Source organism: Clavibacter tessellarius, assembly GCF_001618005.1.
Taxonomy (GTDB): Bacteria; Actinomycetota; Actinomycetes; order Actinomycetales; family Microbacteriaceae; genus Clavibacter; species Clavibacter tessellarius_A.
Window position 1 is genome coordinate 22314 of record NZ_LQXA01000035.1, and the last position, 16372, is coordinate 38685.

Annotated in this window: 18 protein-coding genes; all 18 read left to right on the forward strand. The window is 74.7% G+C overall.

What is annotated here, in order from left to right:
• Positions 1 to 21: 21 nt before the first annotated feature.
• The 18 genes from rpoZ to trpA all read left to right on the forward strand — a co-directional run bounded on the left by rpoZ (position 22) and on the right by trpA (position 16328).
• Positions 22 to 291: a DNA-directed RNA polymerase subunit omega gene (rpoZ, locus tag AWH51_RS09070; RefSeq protein WP_012038467.1), complete on the forward strand. Its 270-nt coding sequence runs from the start codon at positions 22 to 24 to the stop codon at positions 289 to 291.
• A 78-nt stretch (positions 292 to 369) separates the two neighbouring features.
• The gene (coaBC, locus tag AWH51_RS09075; protein ID WP_081235016.1) at positions 370 to 1587 is read left to right on the forward strand and encodes a bifunctional phosphopantothenoylcysteine decarboxylase/phosphopantothenate--cysteine ligase CoaBC; all 1218 of its coding nucleotides are present in this window, start codon (positions 370 to 372) and stop codon (positions 1585 to 1587) included.
• Between the two features lie 51 nt (positions 1588 to 1638).
• Positions 1639 to 2850, forward strand: a complete 1212-nt coding sequence (metK, locus tag AWH51_RS09080; protein ID WP_063071761.1) for a methionine adenosyltransferase — start codon at positions 1639 to 1641, stop codon at positions 2848 to 2850.
• 42 nt (positions 2851 to 2892) lie between these two features.
• Positions 2893 to 4953, forward strand: a complete 2061-nt coding sequence (locus AWH51_RS09085; protein ID WP_081235018.1) for a primosomal protein N' — start codon at positions 2893 to 2895, stop codon at positions 4951 to 4953.
• 112 nt (positions 4954 to 5065) lie between these two features.
• Positions 5066 to 5983 carry a methionyl-tRNA formyltransferase gene (fmt, locus tag AWH51_RS09090; RefSeq protein ID WP_063071762.1) on the forward strand — a complete coding sequence of 306 codons (918 nt, stop codon included), beginning with the start codon at positions 5066 to 5068 and terminating at the stop codon, positions 5981 to 5983.
• A complete protein-coding gene (locus AWH51_RS09095; RefSeq protein ID WP_175345500.1) occupies positions 5980 to 7458 on the forward strand; it encodes an RsmB/NOP family class I SAM-dependent RNA methyltransferase in 1479 nt (492 codons plus the stop codon). Before fmt ends, AWH51_RS09095 begins: the two co-directional genes overlap by 4 nt.
• A gap of 9 nt (positions 7459 to 7467) precedes the next feature.
• The gene (gene rpe / locus AWH51_RS09100; protein ID WP_063071763.1) at positions 7468 to 8136 is read left to right on the forward strand and encodes a ribulose-phosphate 3-epimerase; all 669 of its coding nucleotides are present in this window, start codon (positions 7468 to 7470) and stop codon (positions 8134 to 8136) included.
• A gap of 34 nt (positions 8137 to 8170) precedes the next feature.
• Positions 8171 to 8539 (forward strand): FKBP-type peptidyl-prolyl cis-trans isomerase, encoded by a 369-nt coding sequence (locus AWH51_RS09105; RefSeq protein ID WP_063071764.1) that lies wholly within the window; start codon positions 8171 to 8173, stop codon positions 8537 to 8539.
• A gap of 109 nt (positions 8540 to 8648) precedes the next feature.
• Positions 8649 to 8912, forward strand: coding sequence for a phosphoribosyl-ATP diphosphatase (locus AWH51_RS09110; RefSeq protein WP_012038459.1), 264 nt, complete (start codon positions 8649 to 8651; stop codon positions 8910 to 8912).
• A gap of 46 nt (positions 8913 to 8958) precedes the next feature.
• Positions 8959 to 9798, forward strand: a complete 840-nt coding sequence (gene hisG / locus AWH51_RS09115) for an ATP phosphoribosyltransferase (RefSeq protein ID WP_063071939.1) — start codon at positions 8959 to 8961, stop codon at positions 9796 to 9798.
• A gap of 1 nt (position 9799) precedes the next feature.
• On the forward strand, positions 9800 to 10609 hold the full coding sequence (gene hisF, locus AWH51_RS09120) for an imidazole glycerol phosphate synthase subunit HisF (RefSeq protein WP_414146351.1): 810 nt from the start codon (positions 9800 to 9802) through the stop codon (positions 10607 to 10609).
• On the forward strand, positions 10606 to 11013 hold the full coding sequence (hisI, locus tag AWH51_RS09125) for a phosphoribosyl-AMP cyclohydrolase (RefSeq protein ID WP_063071765.1): 408 nt from the start codon (positions 10606 to 10608) through the stop codon (positions 11011 to 11013). Before hisF ends, hisI begins: the two co-directional genes overlap by 4 nt.
• Positions 11010 to 12560 carry an anthranilate synthase component I gene (locus AWH51_RS09130; protein ID WP_063071766.1) on the forward strand — a complete coding sequence of 517 codons (1551 nt, stop codon included), beginning with the start codon at positions 11010 to 11012 and terminating at the stop codon, positions 12558 to 12560. The genes hisI and AWH51_RS09130 overlap by 4 nt, the downstream gene beginning before the upstream one ends.
• Positions 12560 to 13249, forward strand: coding sequence for a Trp biosynthesis-associated membrane protein (locus AWH51_RS09135; protein ID WP_063071767.1), 690 nt, complete (start codon positions 12560 to 12562; stop codon positions 13247 to 13249). The genes AWH51_RS09130 and AWH51_RS09135 overlap by 1 nt, the downstream gene beginning before the upstream one ends.
• Positions 13250 to 13289: 40 nt before the next feature.
• Positions 13290 to 13526: a DUF6704 family protein gene (locus AWH51_RS09140; RefSeq protein ID WP_063071768.1), complete on the forward strand. Its 237-nt coding sequence runs from the start codon at positions 13290 to 13292 to the stop codon at positions 13524 to 13526.
• Positions 13526 to 14302, forward strand: a complete 777-nt coding sequence (trpC, locus tag AWH51_RS09145; protein ID WP_063071769.1) for an indole-3-glycerol phosphate synthase TrpC — start codon at positions 13526 to 13528, stop codon at positions 14300 to 14302. Before AWH51_RS09140 ends, trpC begins: the two co-directional genes overlap by 1 nt.
• Entirely contained in the window at positions 14299 to 15513 is a 1215-nt protein-coding gene (trpB, locus tag AWH51_RS09150; RefSeq protein WP_063071770.1) for a tryptophan synthase subunit beta, read from the forward strand. The genes trpC and trpB overlap by 4 nt, the downstream gene beginning before the upstream one ends.
• Complete coding sequence (trpA, locus tag AWH51_RS09155; RefSeq protein ID WP_063071771.1) at positions 15510 to 16328, forward strand: tryptophan synthase subunit alpha; 819 nt, start codon at positions 15510 to 15512, stop codon at positions 16326 to 16328. The genes trpB and trpA overlap by 4 nt, the downstream gene beginning before the upstream one ends.
• The last annotated feature ends 44 nt before the right edge of the window (positions 16329 to 16372 follow it).

The window sequence follows — 16372 nt, forward strand, 5'->3', positions numbered from 1 at the left end:
CAATGAGGAAGCGGCACATCCATGGTTGACAAGACCCAGGGCATCATCGACCCGCCCATCGACGAGCTCCTCTCGAAGGTCGACTCGAAGTACGCGCTCGTGATCTTCGCCTCCAAGCGGGCCCGCCAGATCAACGACTACTACGCCGACCTCCACGAGGGCAGCCTGTTCGACAACGTCGGACCGCTCGTCGACTCCACCATCGACGACAAGCCCCTCTCGGTCGCCATGCACGAGATCAACGAGGACAAGCTCGTCGCCACGCCCATCGTGGAGCCCGCGGCCTCCTAGCCGCCCGCCGTCCCGGATGCCCCGCGCCGACCGCACCCCGCACGCCCTCCCGGCCCCCGAGCCCCGGAGCGCCGCCGCGTGATGGTCGTCGTGGGCATCACGGGCGGCATCGCGGCGTACAAGGCCGTCGGCGTGGTCCGGGGCCTCGTGCTCCTCGGCCACGACGTGCACGTCGTGCCCACCGAGGCCGCGCTCCGCTTCGTCGGGAAGCCCACGCTGGAGGCCGTGAGCCGCAACCCCGTCACGAGCGACCTCTACGACGGGGTCTCCGAGGTCCGCCACGTGGCGCTCGGCCAGAAGGCCGACCTCATCGTCGTCGCCCCGGCCACCGCGCACACGCTCGCGTCCATGGCCCTCGGCCTCTCGGACGACCTGCTCGGCACCACGATCCTCGCCAGCCGCGCGCCCCTCGTCGTCGCGCCCGCGATGCACACCGAGATGTGGCAGCACCCGGCCACCCAGGCCAACGCGGTCCTCCTGCGCTCCCGCGGCGCGACCCTCGTCGGCCCCACCTCGGGACGGCTCACCGGCACCGACTCCGGGCCCGGCCGCATGGCCGAGGTGGAGGACGTCATCGCCGCGGCCCTCGCCGCCGTCCGCCCGGGCGGACGCGACCTCGAGGGCCGCCGCGTCCTCGTCTCGGCCGGCGGCACGCGCGAGCCGCTGGACCCCGTGCGCTTCCTCGGCAACCGCTCGTCCGGCCGCCAGGGCGTCGCCCTCGCGACGGCCGCGCGCGACCGCGGCGCCGACGTCGTGCTCGTCGCCGCGCACCTCGAGGTGACAGCGCCCGCCGGCGTCCGCGTCGTGCCCGTGTCGACCGCGCTCGAGCTCTCCGACGCCATGGTCCGCGAGGCGGACGACGCCGACGTCGTCATCATGGCCGCGGCCGTCGCCGACTACCGGCCCGTCCGGGTGTCGGAGGGCAAGATCAAGAAGGACGAGGCGGGGGAGTCGCTCTCCGTCGAGCTCGTGCGGAACCCGGACGTGCTCCAGCGGCTCGCGGCGGACGCCGCCGTGCCGCGCGCGGACGGCTCGCGTCGCGTGGTCGTCGGCTTCGCGGCGGAGACCGAGGAGGACCCGGCGGAGCTGGTGCGCATCGGCCGCGCGAAGCTCGCCCGGAAGGGCTGTGACCTGCTCGTCCTCAACAGGGTGGGGTGGTCCGAGGGGTTCGCCACAGAGGGCAACGCGATCACGGTGCTCGGGAGGTCCGGCGATACACTGGCCGAGGCCTCCGGCTCCAAGGAGCAGGTGGCCCATCGAATTCTCGACGTAGTGGGTCTGCCGACTCCGCGGTAACGACTCCGCGGCAGCGATGGGCGGGCGCCACGCGATCCCCTGGAGGCCTCTGTGACCGACCTGCGCCTGTTCACCTCCGAGTCCGTCACCGAGGGCCACCCCGACAAGATCTGCGACCAGATCTCGGACAGCATCCTCGACGCGCTCCTGGCGCAGGACCCGTCGAGCCGCGCCGCCGTCGAGACGCTCGTCACCACGGGCCTCGTGCACGTCGCCGGCGAGGTCACCACGTCCGGCTACGTGGACATCCCGCAGATCGTCCGCGACCGCATCCGGGACATCGGCTACGACTCGTCCGAGGTCGGGTTCGACGGCAGCAACTGCGGCGTCACGGTCTCCATCGGCGCGCAGTCGCCCGACATCGCGCAGGGCGTCGACCGCTCGTACGAGTCGCGGTCGGGGACTGCGTCCACCGACGCGCACGACCTCCAGGGCGCGGGCGACCAGGGCCTCATGTTCGGCTACGCGTCGCGCGACACCCCCGTGTTCCTGCCGCTCCCCATCTACCTCGCGCACCGGCTCGCCGAGCGCCTCGCAGCCGTCCGCCACTCGGGCGAGCTGTCGTACCTCCGGCCGGACGGCAAGACGCAGGTCACCATCGGCTACGACGGGCTCGTGCCGCGCACGGTCGACACGGTCGTGCTGTCCACGCAGCACGGGCCGCAGGTCTCCCAGGACGACCTCCGCCGCGAGGTCGAGGAGCACGTCATCCGCCCGGTGCTCGCGCAGGCGGCGGAGATCGGCATCGAGCTCGACTCGCGCGAGGCGACGATGCTCATCAACCCCACCGGCAAGTTCGAGATCGGCGGGCCGAAGGGCGACGCCGGGCTCACCGGCCGCAAGATCATCGTCGACACGTACGGCGGCTTCAGCCGACACGGCGGCGGCGCGTTCAGCGGCAAGGACCCGTCGAAGGTCGACCGCAGCGCCGCGTACGCCATGCGCTGGGTCGCGAAGAACGCGGTCGCCGCGGGCCTCGCCGACCGGCTCGAGGTGCAGGTCGCGTACGCGATCGGCAAGGCCGCGCCCGTGGGGCTCTACGTCGAGACGTTCGGCACGGCGCACGTGCCCGAGGAGCGCATCGTGCGCGCCATCCGCGAGACCTTCGACCTGCGTCCCGCGGCCATCGTCGAGCAGCTGGACCTGCTCCGCCCCATCTACGCGCAGACCGCCGCCTACGGGCACTTCGGGCGCGAGCTGCCGGACTTCACCTGGGAGGCGCTCGACCGTGTCGCCGACCTGCAGAGCGCCGCGGGGCTCTGACGCGACCAGCCGCGCGGGTCGCCCCGTGACCGGGGGCGCGCGATGACCGCGGGGGAGACCGCGCCCGTCGGCGGATCCGCGACCACGGACGCCGCGTCCGGCGCGCGCCCGCCCGTGGTGCGGGTGATGGTGGACTCGCCGCTCCCGCAGCTCGACCGGCTATTCGACTACGCGGTGCCCGAGGCGCTGCGCGCGACGTGCGTGCCCGGCGTCCGCGTGCGCGTGCCGCTGCGCTCGGCGGGACGCGTGGCCGACGGCTACGTCATCGAGGTCGGCGACGGGCAGGGCTACGACGGCGCGCTCAGCGAGGTCGAGCAGGTCGTGTCGCCGCTGCCCGTGCTGCGGCCGGAGGTCTGGGCGCTCGCGCGCGCCGTGGCGAATCGGCAGGCGGGCACGGCGTCCGACGTCGTGCGGCTGGCGGTGCCGCCGCGGCAGGTGCGCGTGGAGAAGGCGCACCTCGCGGGCCTCGCGGCGGCTGCCGACGCCGGCGATCGGACGGACGATGCCGAGGCCGCTCCGGTCGGGGACCCCGCCCTGCCTCCGATCGACGGCTACGCCCCCGGCTCGCTCGACGCCGTGGTCGACGCGTCCGGACGCGCGTCCGTCGACGCGATCCCCGAGGTCGTCGAGCTGCCCGGCGGCGCATGGGCCGGGCGCTGGGCCGTCACGCTCGCGCAGGCCGCCGTCCGGGTGCTCGCGTCGGGCCGCAGCAGCGTCCTCGTCGTGCCCGACTACCGCGACCAGGACCAGCTGGAGACGGCGCTCCGGGCCCACGCGCCCGCCGGATCCGTCATCCGCACCGATGCCCGCCAGTCCGGCCCCGACCGCTACCGCGCGTTCCTCCAGGGGCTCGGCGAGGAGCCGCGCATCGTCGTCGGCAACCGCTCCGCCGTCTACGCGCCCGCCGCGTGCCTCGGCCTCATCGCGCTGTGGGACGAGGGCGACCCGTTGCACGCCGAGCCGCTCAGCCCCTACGCGCACGCCCGCGACGTGGCGCTCCTCCGCACGCAGCAGCAGGGCACGGCGCTCGTCCTCCTCGCCCACTCGCGGAGCACGGAGGTCGAGCGGCTCGTCGCGATCGGCCACCTGGGGAGCGTCACGCCCGCCGTGAACCGGCCTCCGCGCGTCATCCCTACCACGTCGCAGACGGGTGACGAGGGCTTCGCGCGCCAGGCGCGCATCCCCTCGGGCGCGTGGCGCGCCGCCAAGGACGCGGTGGAGCACGGGCCGGTGCTGATCCAGGTCGCCCGCCCCGGCTACGCGCCGCTCGTGGCCTGCCGTGCGTGCCGGCAGGCCGCGCGCTGCACCGTGTGCACCGGCCCGCTCGGCATGTCCACCGCCACGAGCACGCCCACGTGCGGCTGGTGCGGCCACCTCGCCGGCGACTGGACGTGCGCCAACTGCGGATCCGACGAGCTGCGCCTCGTCACCATCGGCGCGGGCCGCACCGCGGAGGAGCTCGGCCGCGCGTTCCCCGGCGTGCAGGTCGTGGTCGCCGACGGCGAGCGCCAGGTGCAGGAGGTGGACGCGGAGTCGCGGCTCGTGGTCGCGACGCGCGGCGCGGAGCCCGTGGCGGCGGGCGGCTACCGCGCGATCCTCCTGCTCGACGGCGAGCGGATGCTCGCGCGCGAGAGCCTGCGGGTGGGGGAGGACGTGCTCCGCCAGTGGTCGAACGCCGCCGCCCTCGCCGCACCGCGCGCGCCCGTGATGCTCGTGGGCGTCGGCGGGCAGGTCGCCCGGGCGCTCGCCACCTGGCAGCAGCCGCGGTACGCGCGCGAGGAGCTGCTCGAGCGCCGCGCCCTGCGCTTCCCGCCCGCGGTGCGCGCCGCGAGCGTCGAGGGCCTGCCGGATGCGGTCGGGGCGGCCGTCGAGCGCCTGGCCGGGATCGAGGGCGTCGACGTGCTCGGCCCCGTGCCCACCGAGCAGGGCCGCGTGCGCGCCATCGTCCGGCTCGACTACGCCCGGGGCGCCGACGCGGCGCGGGAGCTGCGGGCGGCCGTCGTGCGCAACGCCTCGAGCCGCCGCAAGCCGGTCGCGGGCCGCACCGGGTTCCGGCCCACGGTCCCCCTCCGTGTACGGTTCGACGACACGGGGCTGTTCTGATGCACGTCGCCCACGCCGCCCGCCCTGCCGCCGCGGACCGCTGCGCCGCCCCGGCCGCCGCCGCCTCCGCCCGCCCCGCCCACCCGCACGTCGTCCCCGGAAGGGACCCGCAATGAGACTCGTCTTCGCCGGCACGCCGCTCCCGGCCGTCCCCTCGCTCCGGCTGCTCGCCGCGTCCGGCCACGAGGTCGCCCTCGTCGTCACGCGCGCCGACGCGCCGCTCGGCCGGAAGCGCGTGCTCACCCCGTCGCCCGTCGCCGCGGAGGCCGAGCGGCTCGGGATCCCGACGCTCCGCACCAACCTCCTCGACGACGAGGCCACCGCGCGCATCGCCGCGGTCGGGGCCGACCTCGGCGTGATCGTCGCCTACGGCGGCCTGGTCCGCGAGCCGCTGCTCTCCACTCCCGCGAAGGGCTGGATCAACCTGCACTTCTCGCTGCTGCCCCGGTGGCGCGGCGCCGCCCCCGTGCAGCGGTCGATCATGGCCGGCGAGCGCGTCACGGGCGCGAGCGTCTTCCAGCTGGAGCGCGGCATGGACACCGGGCCCGTGTTCGCGATGGAGGAACGCCCCACGGGCGAGCACGAGACGGCCGGTCACGTCCTCGACGCGCTCGCGGAGCAGGGCGCCGACCTGCTGCAACGCACGGTCGACGCCATCGGCGCGGGCACGGCCGTCGCGCGCCCGCAGGAGGGCGAGCCGACGCTCGCCCCCAAGACCACGATCGACGACGGCCGGATCGACTGGGCGCGGCCCGCGGAGGAGGTGCTCGCCCGGATCCGCGGCGTCACGCCCGAGCCCGGCGCGCACACCTCCGTGGACGACGTGCGCCTCAAGGTCCACCGCGCCGCCGCGCTGCGCGATGCCGCGCCGCTCGCGCCCGGCGCGCTCGGATCCGTCGACGGCCGCGTCGCCGTCGGCACCGCGACCCACCCGGTCGAGCTCATCCAGGTGCAGCCCGCCGGGAAGAGCGCCATGCCCGCCGCCGACTGGTGGCGCGGCATCACGAGGAAGGACGTCACCGCACGATGAGCGAGAGCACCGGATCCTCCGCCCGCCGGCCGGGCGGACGCCGCCCCTCGGGAGGAGGCCGCCGCGCCGACGACCGCCCCGACGTCGGCGGGCCCGCCACCGTGAGCCCCGCCCGCCGCGTCGCCTACGAGGTCGTGAGCGCGGTGCGCGAGTCGGACGCGTACGCGAACCTGCTGCTGCCCGTCCGGATCCGCCGCGCGGCCCTCTCCGCGCAGGACGCCGCGCTCGCCACCGAGCTGGCCTACGGCACGCTGCGCATGTCCGGCTACTACGACCGCGTGATCGAGCTGGCCGCCGGCCGCCCCGTCACCGCGATCGACGCCCCCATCCTCGACGTGCTGCGCCTCTCCGTGCACCAGCTCCTCAGCATGCGCGTCGCCACGCACGCCGCCGTCAACGAGGGCGTCGACATGGCGCGCGCGGTCGGATCCCGCTCCGCGACGGGCTTCGTCAACGGCGTCCTCCGCACCATCACGCGCTCGGAGCCCGCCGAGTGGCGGCAGCGCGTGCTCGACAGCGCCGCGAGCGACGACGAGCGCCTCGCGCTCGAGCACTCCCACCCCCTCTGGGTGCTGCGCGCCCTCCGCCAGGCGCTCGCCCGCGAGGGCCGCGCCGACGAGCTCGAGGACCTGCTGAGCGCCGACAACGCCGCGCCCGCCGTCAGCCTCGTCGCGCTCCCCGGCCTCGCGACCGTCGCTGAGACGGGCGAGCAGCCGGCCGCGTTCTCGCCCGTCGGCGCCTACCTCGAGGGCGGCGACCCGGTGGACGCGCCCGGCGTCGCCGAGGGCCGCGTGCGCGTGCAGGACGAGGGCTCCCAGCTCGCCGCCCTCGCGCTCAGCCGCGCCCGGCCCGTCACCCCCGGCGAGCGCTGGCTCGACCTGTGCGCGGGCCCCGGCGGCAAGGCCGCGCTGCTCGCCGCCGAGGCCGGCCGCTCCGGCGCCCTGCTCACGGCCAACGAGCTCGTCCCCGCGCGGGCGGGACTCGTCCGCGACGCCCTCCGCGCCGTCCCCGGCGACACCGAGGTGTGGGAGGCCGACGGCACCACCGTGGGGGAGGAGCACCCGGGCGCCTTCGACCGGATCCTGCTCGACGCCCCGTGCAGCGGCCTCGGCGCCCTCCGCCGCCGGCCCGAGGCGCGCTGGCGCAAGACCCCGCGCGACGTCGCGGGCCTCGGCGCGCTCCAGACCGGCCTCATCGACTCCGCGATAGGCGCGCTCGCGCCCGGCGGGATCCTCGCCTACGTCACGTGCTCGCCTCACCTCGCCGAGACGCGCGCCATCGTGCAGGCCGCGCTGCAGCGCCACCCGGACGTGACGGCGCTCGACACGCGCGCCGTGCTGCAGGAGGTGGCCGACGGCGACCTCGAGCTGCCCGAGGCCGACCCGGACGCGGGCGCCCGCGGATCCAGCGTCCAGCTCTGGCCCCACCGGCACGGCACGGACGCCATGTTCATCGCCCTGCTGACCCGCCGGTAGGGTCGGGGCATGCCCGTCCGCATCGAACCGAGCATCCTGTCCGCCGACTTCGCGAACCTCGAGCGCGAGATCCAGCGCCTCGCCACGGCCGACCTCGTCCACGTCGACATCATGGACAACCACTTCGTGCCGAACCTCACGTTCGGCCTGCCGATGGTGCAGCGCCTCCAGGAGGTGACCCCGGTCCCGCTCGACATCCACCTCATGATCGACGACGTCGACCGCTGGGCCCCCGGCTACGCGGAGGCGGGCGCCGCGAGCGTCACCTTCCACGCCGAGGCCACGGAGGAGCCCGTCGCGCTGGCCCGCCGTCTCCGCGCGATCGGCGCGCGCGCCGGCATCGCGTTGAAGCCCGGCACCCCCGTCGACGACTACCTCGACCTGCTCGCCGAGTTCGACCAGGTGCTCGTGATGACGGTGGAGCCCGGCTTCGGCGGCCAGTCGTTCATGCCCGAGACGATGCCCAAGCTCCGCGCCCTCCGCTCGCGCCTCCGCGACTCCGGGCACGACGTGTGGCTGCAGGTCGACGGCGGCATCGACGTGGAGACCATCGGCCGCGCGGCCGAGGCGGGCGCCGACACGTTCGTCTCCGGATCCGGCGTCTTCCGCGGCGGCGACCCCGAGGCGTCCATCGCCGAGCTGCGCCGCGCCGCCGAGGCCCACACGCACGCGCACTGACGGAGGCCCGGCGCGGATCTGCTTGACTGGATCCATGACCGACACCACCAAGCCCGAGGTCGAGCCCGTCGACGGCCCGGCCCCCGCAGAGCTCACCATCTCCGACGTCACCGTGGGCGACGGCCCCGAGGCCCAGCCCGGCGACACGGTCGACGTGCACTACCTCGGCGTCGACTTCGAGACCGGCGAGGAGTTCGACTCGTCCTGGAGCCGCGGCCAGTCCGTGCGCTTCCCCCTCCGCAGCCTCATCGCCGGCTGGCAGCAGGGCATCCCCGGCATGAAGGTCGGCGGACGCCGCCAGCTCGTCGTGCCGCCGGAGCTCGCCTACGGCCCCGCGGGCGGCGGCCACCGCCTCTCCGGCCGCACGCTGATCTTCGTGATCGACCTGCAGGGCGTCGGCTAGCACCGCGACCACGCACGACCAGCACCACCACCGGGAGGCCGGGAGCGCATCGCTCCCGGCCTCCCGTCGTCGTGCCGGGGCCCCTTCGCGCGGCTGTACCCTGGAGCACGTGAAGACCTTCGATGACCTGTTCGGCGAGCTCACCCGCATCGCCGCCGAGAGGCCCGAGGGGTCCGGCACCGTCCGCGAGCTCGACGGCGGCGTGCACGCGATCGGCAAGAAGGTCGTCGAGGAGGCCGCCGAGGTCTGGATGGCGGCCGAGCACGAGTCCGACGACCGCGCGGCCGAGGAGATCTCGCAGCTGCTGTACCACGTGCAGGTCATGATGATCGCGCGCGGGCTCACCCTGGAGGACGTCGGCCGACATCTGTGACGCGCCCCGTCACCCGTCGACCCCACCCCAGGAAGAAGTGATCCCCATGCTCCGTGTCGCCGTGCCCAACAAGGGCTCGCTCGCCGAGACCGCCGCCCAGATGCTCGCCGAGGCCGGGTACGCCGGCCGGCGTGACCCGAAGGAGCTCTACGTCCTCGACGCGCGCAACGACGTCGAGTTCTTCTACCTCCGCCCGCGCGACATCGCCACCTACGTCGGTTCCGGCGCGCTCGACGTCGGCATCACCGGCCGCGACCTCCTCATCGACTCGGCGTCCGAGGCGTCCGAGACCGCGGAGCTGGGCTTCGCGGGATCCACGTTCCGCTTCGCCGGCCCGGTCGGCCGGTTCCAGGACCTGGCGGACCTCGCGGGGGTCCGCATCGCCACGAGCTACCCCGTCCTCGTCGGCGGGTTCCTCCGCGAGCACGGCGTGGAGGCGCAGCTCATCCGCCTCGACGGCGCGGTCGAGTCCGCCATCCAGCTCGGCGTCGCCGACGCGATCGCCGACGTGGTCGAGACCGGCACCACGCTCCGGAAGGCCGGGCTCGAGATCTTCGGCCCCGTGATCCTCCGCTCCACCGCCGTGCTCATCTCCGGCGCCGAGGAGAAGGCGGGCGCCGCGACGCTCCTCCGCCGCCTCGAGGGCGTGCTCGTCGCGCGTCGCTACGTGCTCATGGACTACGACGTGCCGCTCGACCTGCTCGACGCCGCCACGGCCATCACGCCGGGCATCGAGTCGCCCACCATCTCGCCGCTGCAGGATCCCGCGTGGGTCGCCGTGCGCTCGATGGTGCCGCGCGACGACACGAACCAGATCATGGACCGCCTGCACGAGGTGGGCGCGCGCGCGATCCTCGTCAGCCCCATCCACGCCGCCCGGATCTGACGTGGTCGCCGACCGTCCCGTGCCCGTGCCCGTGCCCGGGTCCCCGTCCTCCGGCGACCTCGCCGTCCGCGTCATCCCCTGCCTCGACGTGGCCGCCGGCCGTGTCGTCAAGGGCGTCAACTTCCTCGACCTGCAGGACGCGGGCGACCCCGTCGAGCTGGCGCGCCTCTACTACGAGCAGGGCGCGGACGAGCTGACGTTCCTCGACGTCACGGCCACGGTCGAGGACCGTTCGACCATGTACGACGTGGTCAGCGCGACGGCCGAGCAGGTCTTCATCCCGCTCACCGTGGGCGGGGGAGTGCGCAGCGCCGTCGACGTGGCGCGCCTCCTCGCGAGCGGCGCCGACAAGATCGGCGTCAACAGCGCGGCCATCGCCCGTCCCGACCTCGTGGGCGAGATCGCCGACCGGTTCGGCGCGCAGGTCTGCGTGCTCTCGCTCGACGTGACCCGGGGCGACACCGCATCCGGATTCGTCGTCACCACGCACGGCGGCCGCACGCGCACGACCATCGACGCCGTCGCCTGGGCTCGCGAGGCCGTCGAGCGCGGGGCGGGCGAGCTGCTCGTCAACTCCATCGACGCCGACGGCACGCGCGACGGGTTCGACCTCGAGCTCGTCGCCGCGATGCGCGCCGCGAGCCGCGTCCCCGTCATCGCCTCGGGCGGCGCCGGCGAGCTCGCCCACTTCGCGCCAGCGATCGAGGCCGGCGCCGACGCCGTGCTCGCCGCGAGCGTCTTCCACTCCCGCCGGTTCACCATCGGCGACGTCAAGGGCGCCCTGCGCGAGGCCGGTCAGGTGGTCCGATGACCGGCACGCACGGGTCCGACCCGCTCCCCGACGTCGACGGCATCCTCGCCCGGGCGTCCTTCGCCGACGACGGGCTCCTGCCCGCGGTGATCCAGCAGCACGACACGCGCGAGGTGCTCATGCTCGGCTACATGGACCGCGAGGCCCTCCGCCGCACGCTCACCTCCGGTCGCGTCACGTTCTGGTCGCGCTCCCGCCGGGAGTACTGGCGGAAGGGCGACACCTCCGGCCACGCCCAGTACGTGCGCGACGCGGCGCTCGACTGCGACGGCGACACGGTCCTCGTCCAGGTCGACCAGGTAGGAGTGGCGTGCCACACCGGCACGCGCACCTGCTTCGACGCGGATCACCTCCACCCCATCCCGGGTACCCGCCCCACCGCCGACGAAGGGCCCACCCCATGAGCGAGACCCCGCGCCCCGGCGCCTCCGCGCCCGGCACCACCACGCGCGAGGGCTTCGACGCCCTCGCGGTCGACCACCGGGTGATCCCCGTGCTCCGCGAGGTCTTCGCGGACGGCGAGACCCCCGTGGGCGTGCACCGCAAGCTCACGGCCGGGCGCCCCGGCAGCTTCCTGCTCGAGTCCGCCGGCCAGGGCGGCATCTGGACCCGGTTCTCCTTCGTCGGCGTCTCGTCCTTCGGCGTGCTCACGCAGCAGGGCGACGAGGCCCGCTGGCTCGACTACGGGCTGGATGCGCGCCGTGCCCTCGGCGAGGACGCGCCCGACGGTCCGCTCGCCGCCCTCGCCGCGCTCTACGCGCGCTGGGAGACCCCGCGCATCCCCGGCCTGCCGCCCCTCACGGGCGGCCTCGTCGGCTTCATCGGCTGGGAGGCCGTGCGGCAGATCGAGCGCCTGCCGGACCGCCCGCCGGCGGAGGTGCCCGTGCCCGGCCAGGCGCTCAGCTTCGTCTCCGAGCTCGCCGTCCTCGACCACCGCCGCGGCACGGTCACGCTCGTCGCGACCGCCCTCAACGACGGCGTCGACGACGCGGACGCCATGTGGGCGGACGCGCAGGCGCGCCTCGACCGCATGCAGGCCGACCTCGCGCGCCCGTCCGAGACGTTCCTCGCGGAGGTCGACCTCCAGGCCCAGCCGTCGCCGACGCTCCGCACGCAGCCCGCCGACTTCCACGAGGCCATCGCGCGGAGCAAGCACCACATCCGCGAGGGCGACGTGTTCCAGGTCGTGGTCTCGCAGCGCTTCGACCAGCCGACGACCGCCGAGCCGATCGACGTCTACCGCGTCCTCCGCGTGCTCAACCCGAGCCCCTACATGTACCTCCTCACGCTGGAGGACGCCGACGGGAAGCCCTACTCGATCGTCGGCTCGTCGCCCGAGGCTCTCGTCACCGTCACCGACGACCACGTCTACATGCACCCCATCGCGGGCTCCCGTCCGCGCGGCGCGACCGTGGAGGAGGACGTCGCCCACGAGGAGTCGCTGCTCGCCGACCCGAAGGAGCGCGCCGAGCACCTCATGCTGGTGGACCTCGCGCGCAACGACATGCTGAAGGCGTGCGCCCCGGGATCCGTCGAGGTCACCGAGTTCATGCGGGTCGAGCGGTTCAGCCACATCATGCACCTGGTGAGCTCGGTCGAGGGCACGCTCCGGCCCGGCGTCTCGAGCATCGACGTGTTCCGCGCCACCTTCCCGGCCGGCACGCTCTCGGGCGCGCCGAAGCCGCGCGCGCTGCAGATCATCGACGACCTCGAGCCCGCCCAGCGCGGCGTCTACGGGGGAGTGGTGGGCTACTTCGACTTCGCGGGCGATGCCGACCTCGCCATCGCGATCCGCACGGCCACCATCGTCGACGGCGTCGCGCACGTGCAGGCCGGCGGCGGCATGGTCGCCGACTCCGACCCCGACGCGGAGTACCTCGAGTCGCAGAACAAGGCCGCGGCGCCGCTCCGCGCGGTCGCGGTCGCCGAGGCCATGCGGCGCGTGCGCTGATGCGCGTCACCCGCCGCACGAAGTCCCTCGCCCTCCTGCTCGTCCTCGCCACGAGCGCGGCCACGTTCCTCGGCTGGTCGCAGGACTGGTCGACGCTGCGCATCGGCGGCCAGTCGCCCACGCTGGTGCCGGTCGCGGGGAGCGTCGCCGCGCCCGCCCTGAGCGCGCTCGCGCTGTCGAGCCTCGCCCTGGCCGGCGCCCTCGCCATCGCCGGCCGGGTGCTGCGCGTGGTGCTCGGGATCCTGCAGGTCCTCATCGGGGCGACGGTGGCCCTCACGGCCCTCGCCGCCGTCTCCGGTCCCGTGCAGGCCGGCGAGGCCGCCGTCACCGCGGTGACGGGCGTGGCCGGATCGACGCCCGTCGCCGACCTCGTCGACGGGTGGACCACCACGCCCTGGGGTCCCGTGAGCCTCGCCGCCGGCATCGCCTCCGCGCTCACCGGCCTGCTCGTGGCGGTGACGGGTCCGCGCTGGCCCACGGGTCGCTCCCGCTACGACGCGGCAGCCGACGCGCCGGCCCGCCGCATCGTGCCCACCGAGGACCCGGTCGGCGCCTGGGACAGCCTGAGCGGCGGCGGCGACCCGACCCGCCGCGAGGCCGGCGATCCCGAGGAGACGCCCGCCGCCACGCCCGCCGACGGTCCTGACGCCCCTCCCCAGCCCGACGGGCGCCCCGGCGCCGCACGGTAGACTCGACCCATCCCGCCCGCCCCACAATCGAGGAGCACGCATGTCCACAGAGTCAGCAGACACCGGCCACGGCAACTCTCCGGCAGCCTGGACGGCTGTCGTCATCGCGCTCGTCGGGTTCACCGTGGGCACCATCGCCTTCTGCTTCTCCCTCGCCCCCGTCGTGTGGGCGTCCGTAGGGGTGGTCCTTCTCGGATTCGCGATCGGCGGCATCATGAAGAAGATGGGCTACGGCGTCGACGGACACCGCACCTCGCCCACGAAGGCGCACTCCTGATGCTCGGCGACCTGCTCGCCGGCGCCCTGGAGGACGCGGCCACGCGCCGCGAGACCCGCCCGCTCGCCGAGGTGGAGGCCGCGGCCCTCGCCCGGCCCGCCGCGCTCGACGTGCTGAGCGCCCTCGCGCCGGCCGAGCGCGTCAAGATCATCGCCGAGGTCAAGCGCTCGAGCCCCTCGCGCGGCGCCCTCGCCGAGATCCCCGACCCCGCGCTCCTCGCGTCCCGCTACGAGACCGGCGGCGCCAGCGCCATCAGCGTGCTCACCGAGGGCCGCAAGTTCGGCGGCTCCCTGCACGACCTCGAGCAGGTCCGCGACACGGTCTCCATCCCCGTGCTCCGCAAGGACTTCATCGGCGAGACGTACCAGGTGCTCGAGGCCCGCGCGTCCGGCGCCGACCTCGTGCTCCTCATCGTCGCCGCGCTCGACCAGAAGACCCTCGTCGAGCTGCACGCGCTCGTGAACGAGCTCGGCATGACCGCCCTCGTCGAGACCCACTCGGCGGAGGAGGTGTCCCGTGCGCTCGACCTCGGGGCGCAGGTCGTCGGCGTCAACGCCCGCAACCTCACCACGTTCGAGCTCGACCGCGACCTCTTCGGATCCCTGGCCGACTCCATCCCGTCCGGCGTCATCCGCATCGCCGAGTCCGCGGTCAAGACCGCCGACGACGTGGCGCACTACCGCCGCTCCGGCGCCGACGTCGTGCTGGTGGGCGAGGCGCTCGTCACCGGCGACCCGGTCCGCACCCTCACCGAGTTCCTCGAGGTTCGCCCGTGACGGACCTCCGCAGCGCGACCGGCCCGTACTTCGGCGACTTCGGCGGGCGGTACGTCCCGGAGTCGCTCGTGGCCGCGCTCGACGAGCTCGCGGAGGCGTGGGAGGAGCTCAAGGTCGACCCCGCGTTCATCGCGGAGCTCCAGGAGCTGCACCGCACATACACCGGCCGACCGTCCCTCATCACCGAGGTGCCGCGCTTCGCCGAGCACGCGGGCGGCGCCCGCATCATCCTCAAGCGCGAGGACCTCAACCACACCGGCTCGCACAAGATCAACAACGTGCTCGGCCAGGCGCTGCTCACCAAGAAGATCGGCAAGAAGCGCATCATCGCGGAGACGGGCGCCGGCCAGCACGGCGTCGCGACCGCGACCGCGGCGGCGCTCTTCGGGCTGGACTGCGTCATCTACATGGGCGAGGTCGACACCGAGCGCCAGGCGCTCAACGTGGCCCGCATGCGCCTCCTCGGCGCCGAGGTCGTCCCCGTGCGATCCGGCTCCCGCACGCTCAAGGACGCCATCAACGACGCCATGCGCGACTGGGTCACCAACGTCGAGACCACGAACTACGTCTTCGGCACCGTCGCGGGTCCGCACCCGTTCCCGGCCATGGTGCGCGACCTCCAGAAGGTCATCGGCGAGGAGGCGCGCGAGCAGGTCCTCGCGCTCACCGGCCGGCTGCCCGACGCCGTCGCCGCGTGCGTGGGCGGCGGATCCAACGCCATCGGCATCTTCCACGCCTTCCTCGACGACGCCGACGTGGCCCTCTACGGCTTCGAGGCCGGCGGCGACGGCGCGGAGACCCCGCGCACCGCGGCCACCATCACGAAGGGCCGCCCGGGCATGCTCCACGGCGCGCGCAGCTACCTCCTCCAGGACGAGGACGGCCAGACCATCGACTCGCACTCCATCTCCGCGGGCCTCGACTACCCGGGCGTCGGCCCCGAGCACTCGTGGCTGTCGGACCTGGGGCGCGCGACGTACCGTCCCGTCACGGACGACCAGGCCATGAGCGCGCTCCGCCTGCTCAGCCGCACCGAGGGGATCATCCCGGCCATCGAGTCCGCCCACGCCCTCGCCGGCGCGCTCGAGCTCGGCAAGGAGCTCGGCCCGGAGTCGATCATCCTGATCAACCTCAGCGGTCGCGGCGATAAGGACATGGAGACGGCCGGGGCGTACTTCGACCTCATCGACGCCGGGGCGGAGCAGTCGTGACCGCGTCCGCCCACGCCGCGGCCCCCGTCGCCAGCCCCGTCGAGCGGGCCATCGCGCTCCGCCGCGAGCAGGGGTTCGGCGCGCTCGTCGGCTACCTGCCCGTCGGCTTCCCCGACGTCGCCACGAGCATCGAGGCGGCCGTCGCGCTGGTCGAGAACGGCGTCGACGTCATCGAGCTGGGCCTGCCCTACAGCGACCCCGTGATGGACGGCCCCGTCATCCAGCGCGCCACCCAGACCGCGCTCGCGCAGGGCTTCCGCCTCCGCGACGGCTTCGACGCGCTGCACGCGATCACGCAGCGCGTGGACGCGCCCGTGCTCCTCATGACCTACTGGAACCCGGTCGTGCAGTACGGGGTCGAGCGCTTCGCCGACGACATCGTCGCCGCGGGCGGGGCCGGTCTCATCACCCCCGACCTCATCCCGGACGAGGGCGCCGACTGGCTCGCCGCCTCCGAGCGCACCGGCCTCGACCGCGTCTTCCTCGCCGCGCCGTCCTCGAGCGAGGCGCGTCTGCAGCAGGCCGTCGAGCGCAGCCGCGGCTTCGTGTACGCCGTGTCCACCATGGGCATCACGGGCGCGCGGCAGGACGTCGACCAGGCGGCTCGCGGGCTGGTGTCGCGCCTGCGCGACGCCGGCTCCACGAGCGCCTGCGTCGGCATCGGCATCTCCACGGGCGACCAGGTCCGCGAGGTCCTCGACTACGCCGACGGCGCCATCGTGGGCTCCGCGCTCGTCGCCGCCCTGGCCGACGGCGGCGTCCCCGGTGTCGCCCGCGCCGCGGCGGATCTCGCGCGCGGAACCGCGCTACAGTAGCCCCCGGCTCGCGGTCCCGCCGCGCCCGCCGACCCCCCTGCGAA

Coding starts and splice junctions, on each gene's coding strand:
- rpoZ (WP_012038467.1), top strand. CDS start 22: ATGGTTGACAAGACCCAGGGCATCATCGACCCGCCCATCGACGAGCTC.
- hisI (WP_063071765.1), top strand. CDS start 10,606: ATGACCGGCACGCACGGGTCCGACCCGCTCCCCGACGTCGACGGCATC.
- fmt (WP_063071762.1), top strand. CDS start 5,066: ATGAGACTCGTCTTCGCCGGCACGCCGCTCCCGGCCGTCCCCTCGCTC.
- AWH51_RS09105 (WP_063071764.1), top strand. CDS start 8,171: ATGACCGACACCACCAAGCCCGAGGTCGAGCCCGTCGACGGCCCGGCC.
- AWH51_RS09085 (WP_081235018.1), top strand. CDS start 2,893: ATGACCGCGGGGGAGACCGCGCCCGTCGGCGGATCCGCGACCACGGAC.
- rpe (WP_063071763.1), top strand. CDS start 7,468: ATGCCCGTCCGCATCGAACCGAGCATCCTGTCCGCCGACTTCGCGAAC.
- AWH51_RS09135 (WP_063071767.1), top strand. CDS start 12,560: ATGCGCGTCACCCGCCGCACGAAGTCCCTCGCCCTCCTGCTCGTCCTC.
- trpC (WP_063071769.1), top strand. CDS start 13,526: ATGCTCGGCGACCTGCTCGCCGGCGCCCTGGAGGACGCGGCCACGCGC.
- AWH51_RS09095 (WP_175345500.1), top strand. CDS start 5,980: ATGAGCGAGAGCACCGGATCCTCCGCCCGCCGGCCGGGCGGACGCCGC.
- hisG (WP_063071939.1), top strand. CDS start 8,959: ATGCTCCGTGTCGCCGTGCCCAACAAGGGCTCGCTCGCCGAGACCGCC.
- AWH51_RS09130 (WP_063071766.1), top strand. CDS start 11,010: ATGAGCGAGACCCCGCGCCCCGGCGCCTCCGCGCCCGGCACCACCACG.
- AWH51_RS09140 (WP_063071768.1), top strand. CDS start 13,290: ATGTCCACAGAGTCAGCAGACACCGGCCACGGCAACTCTCCGGCAGCC.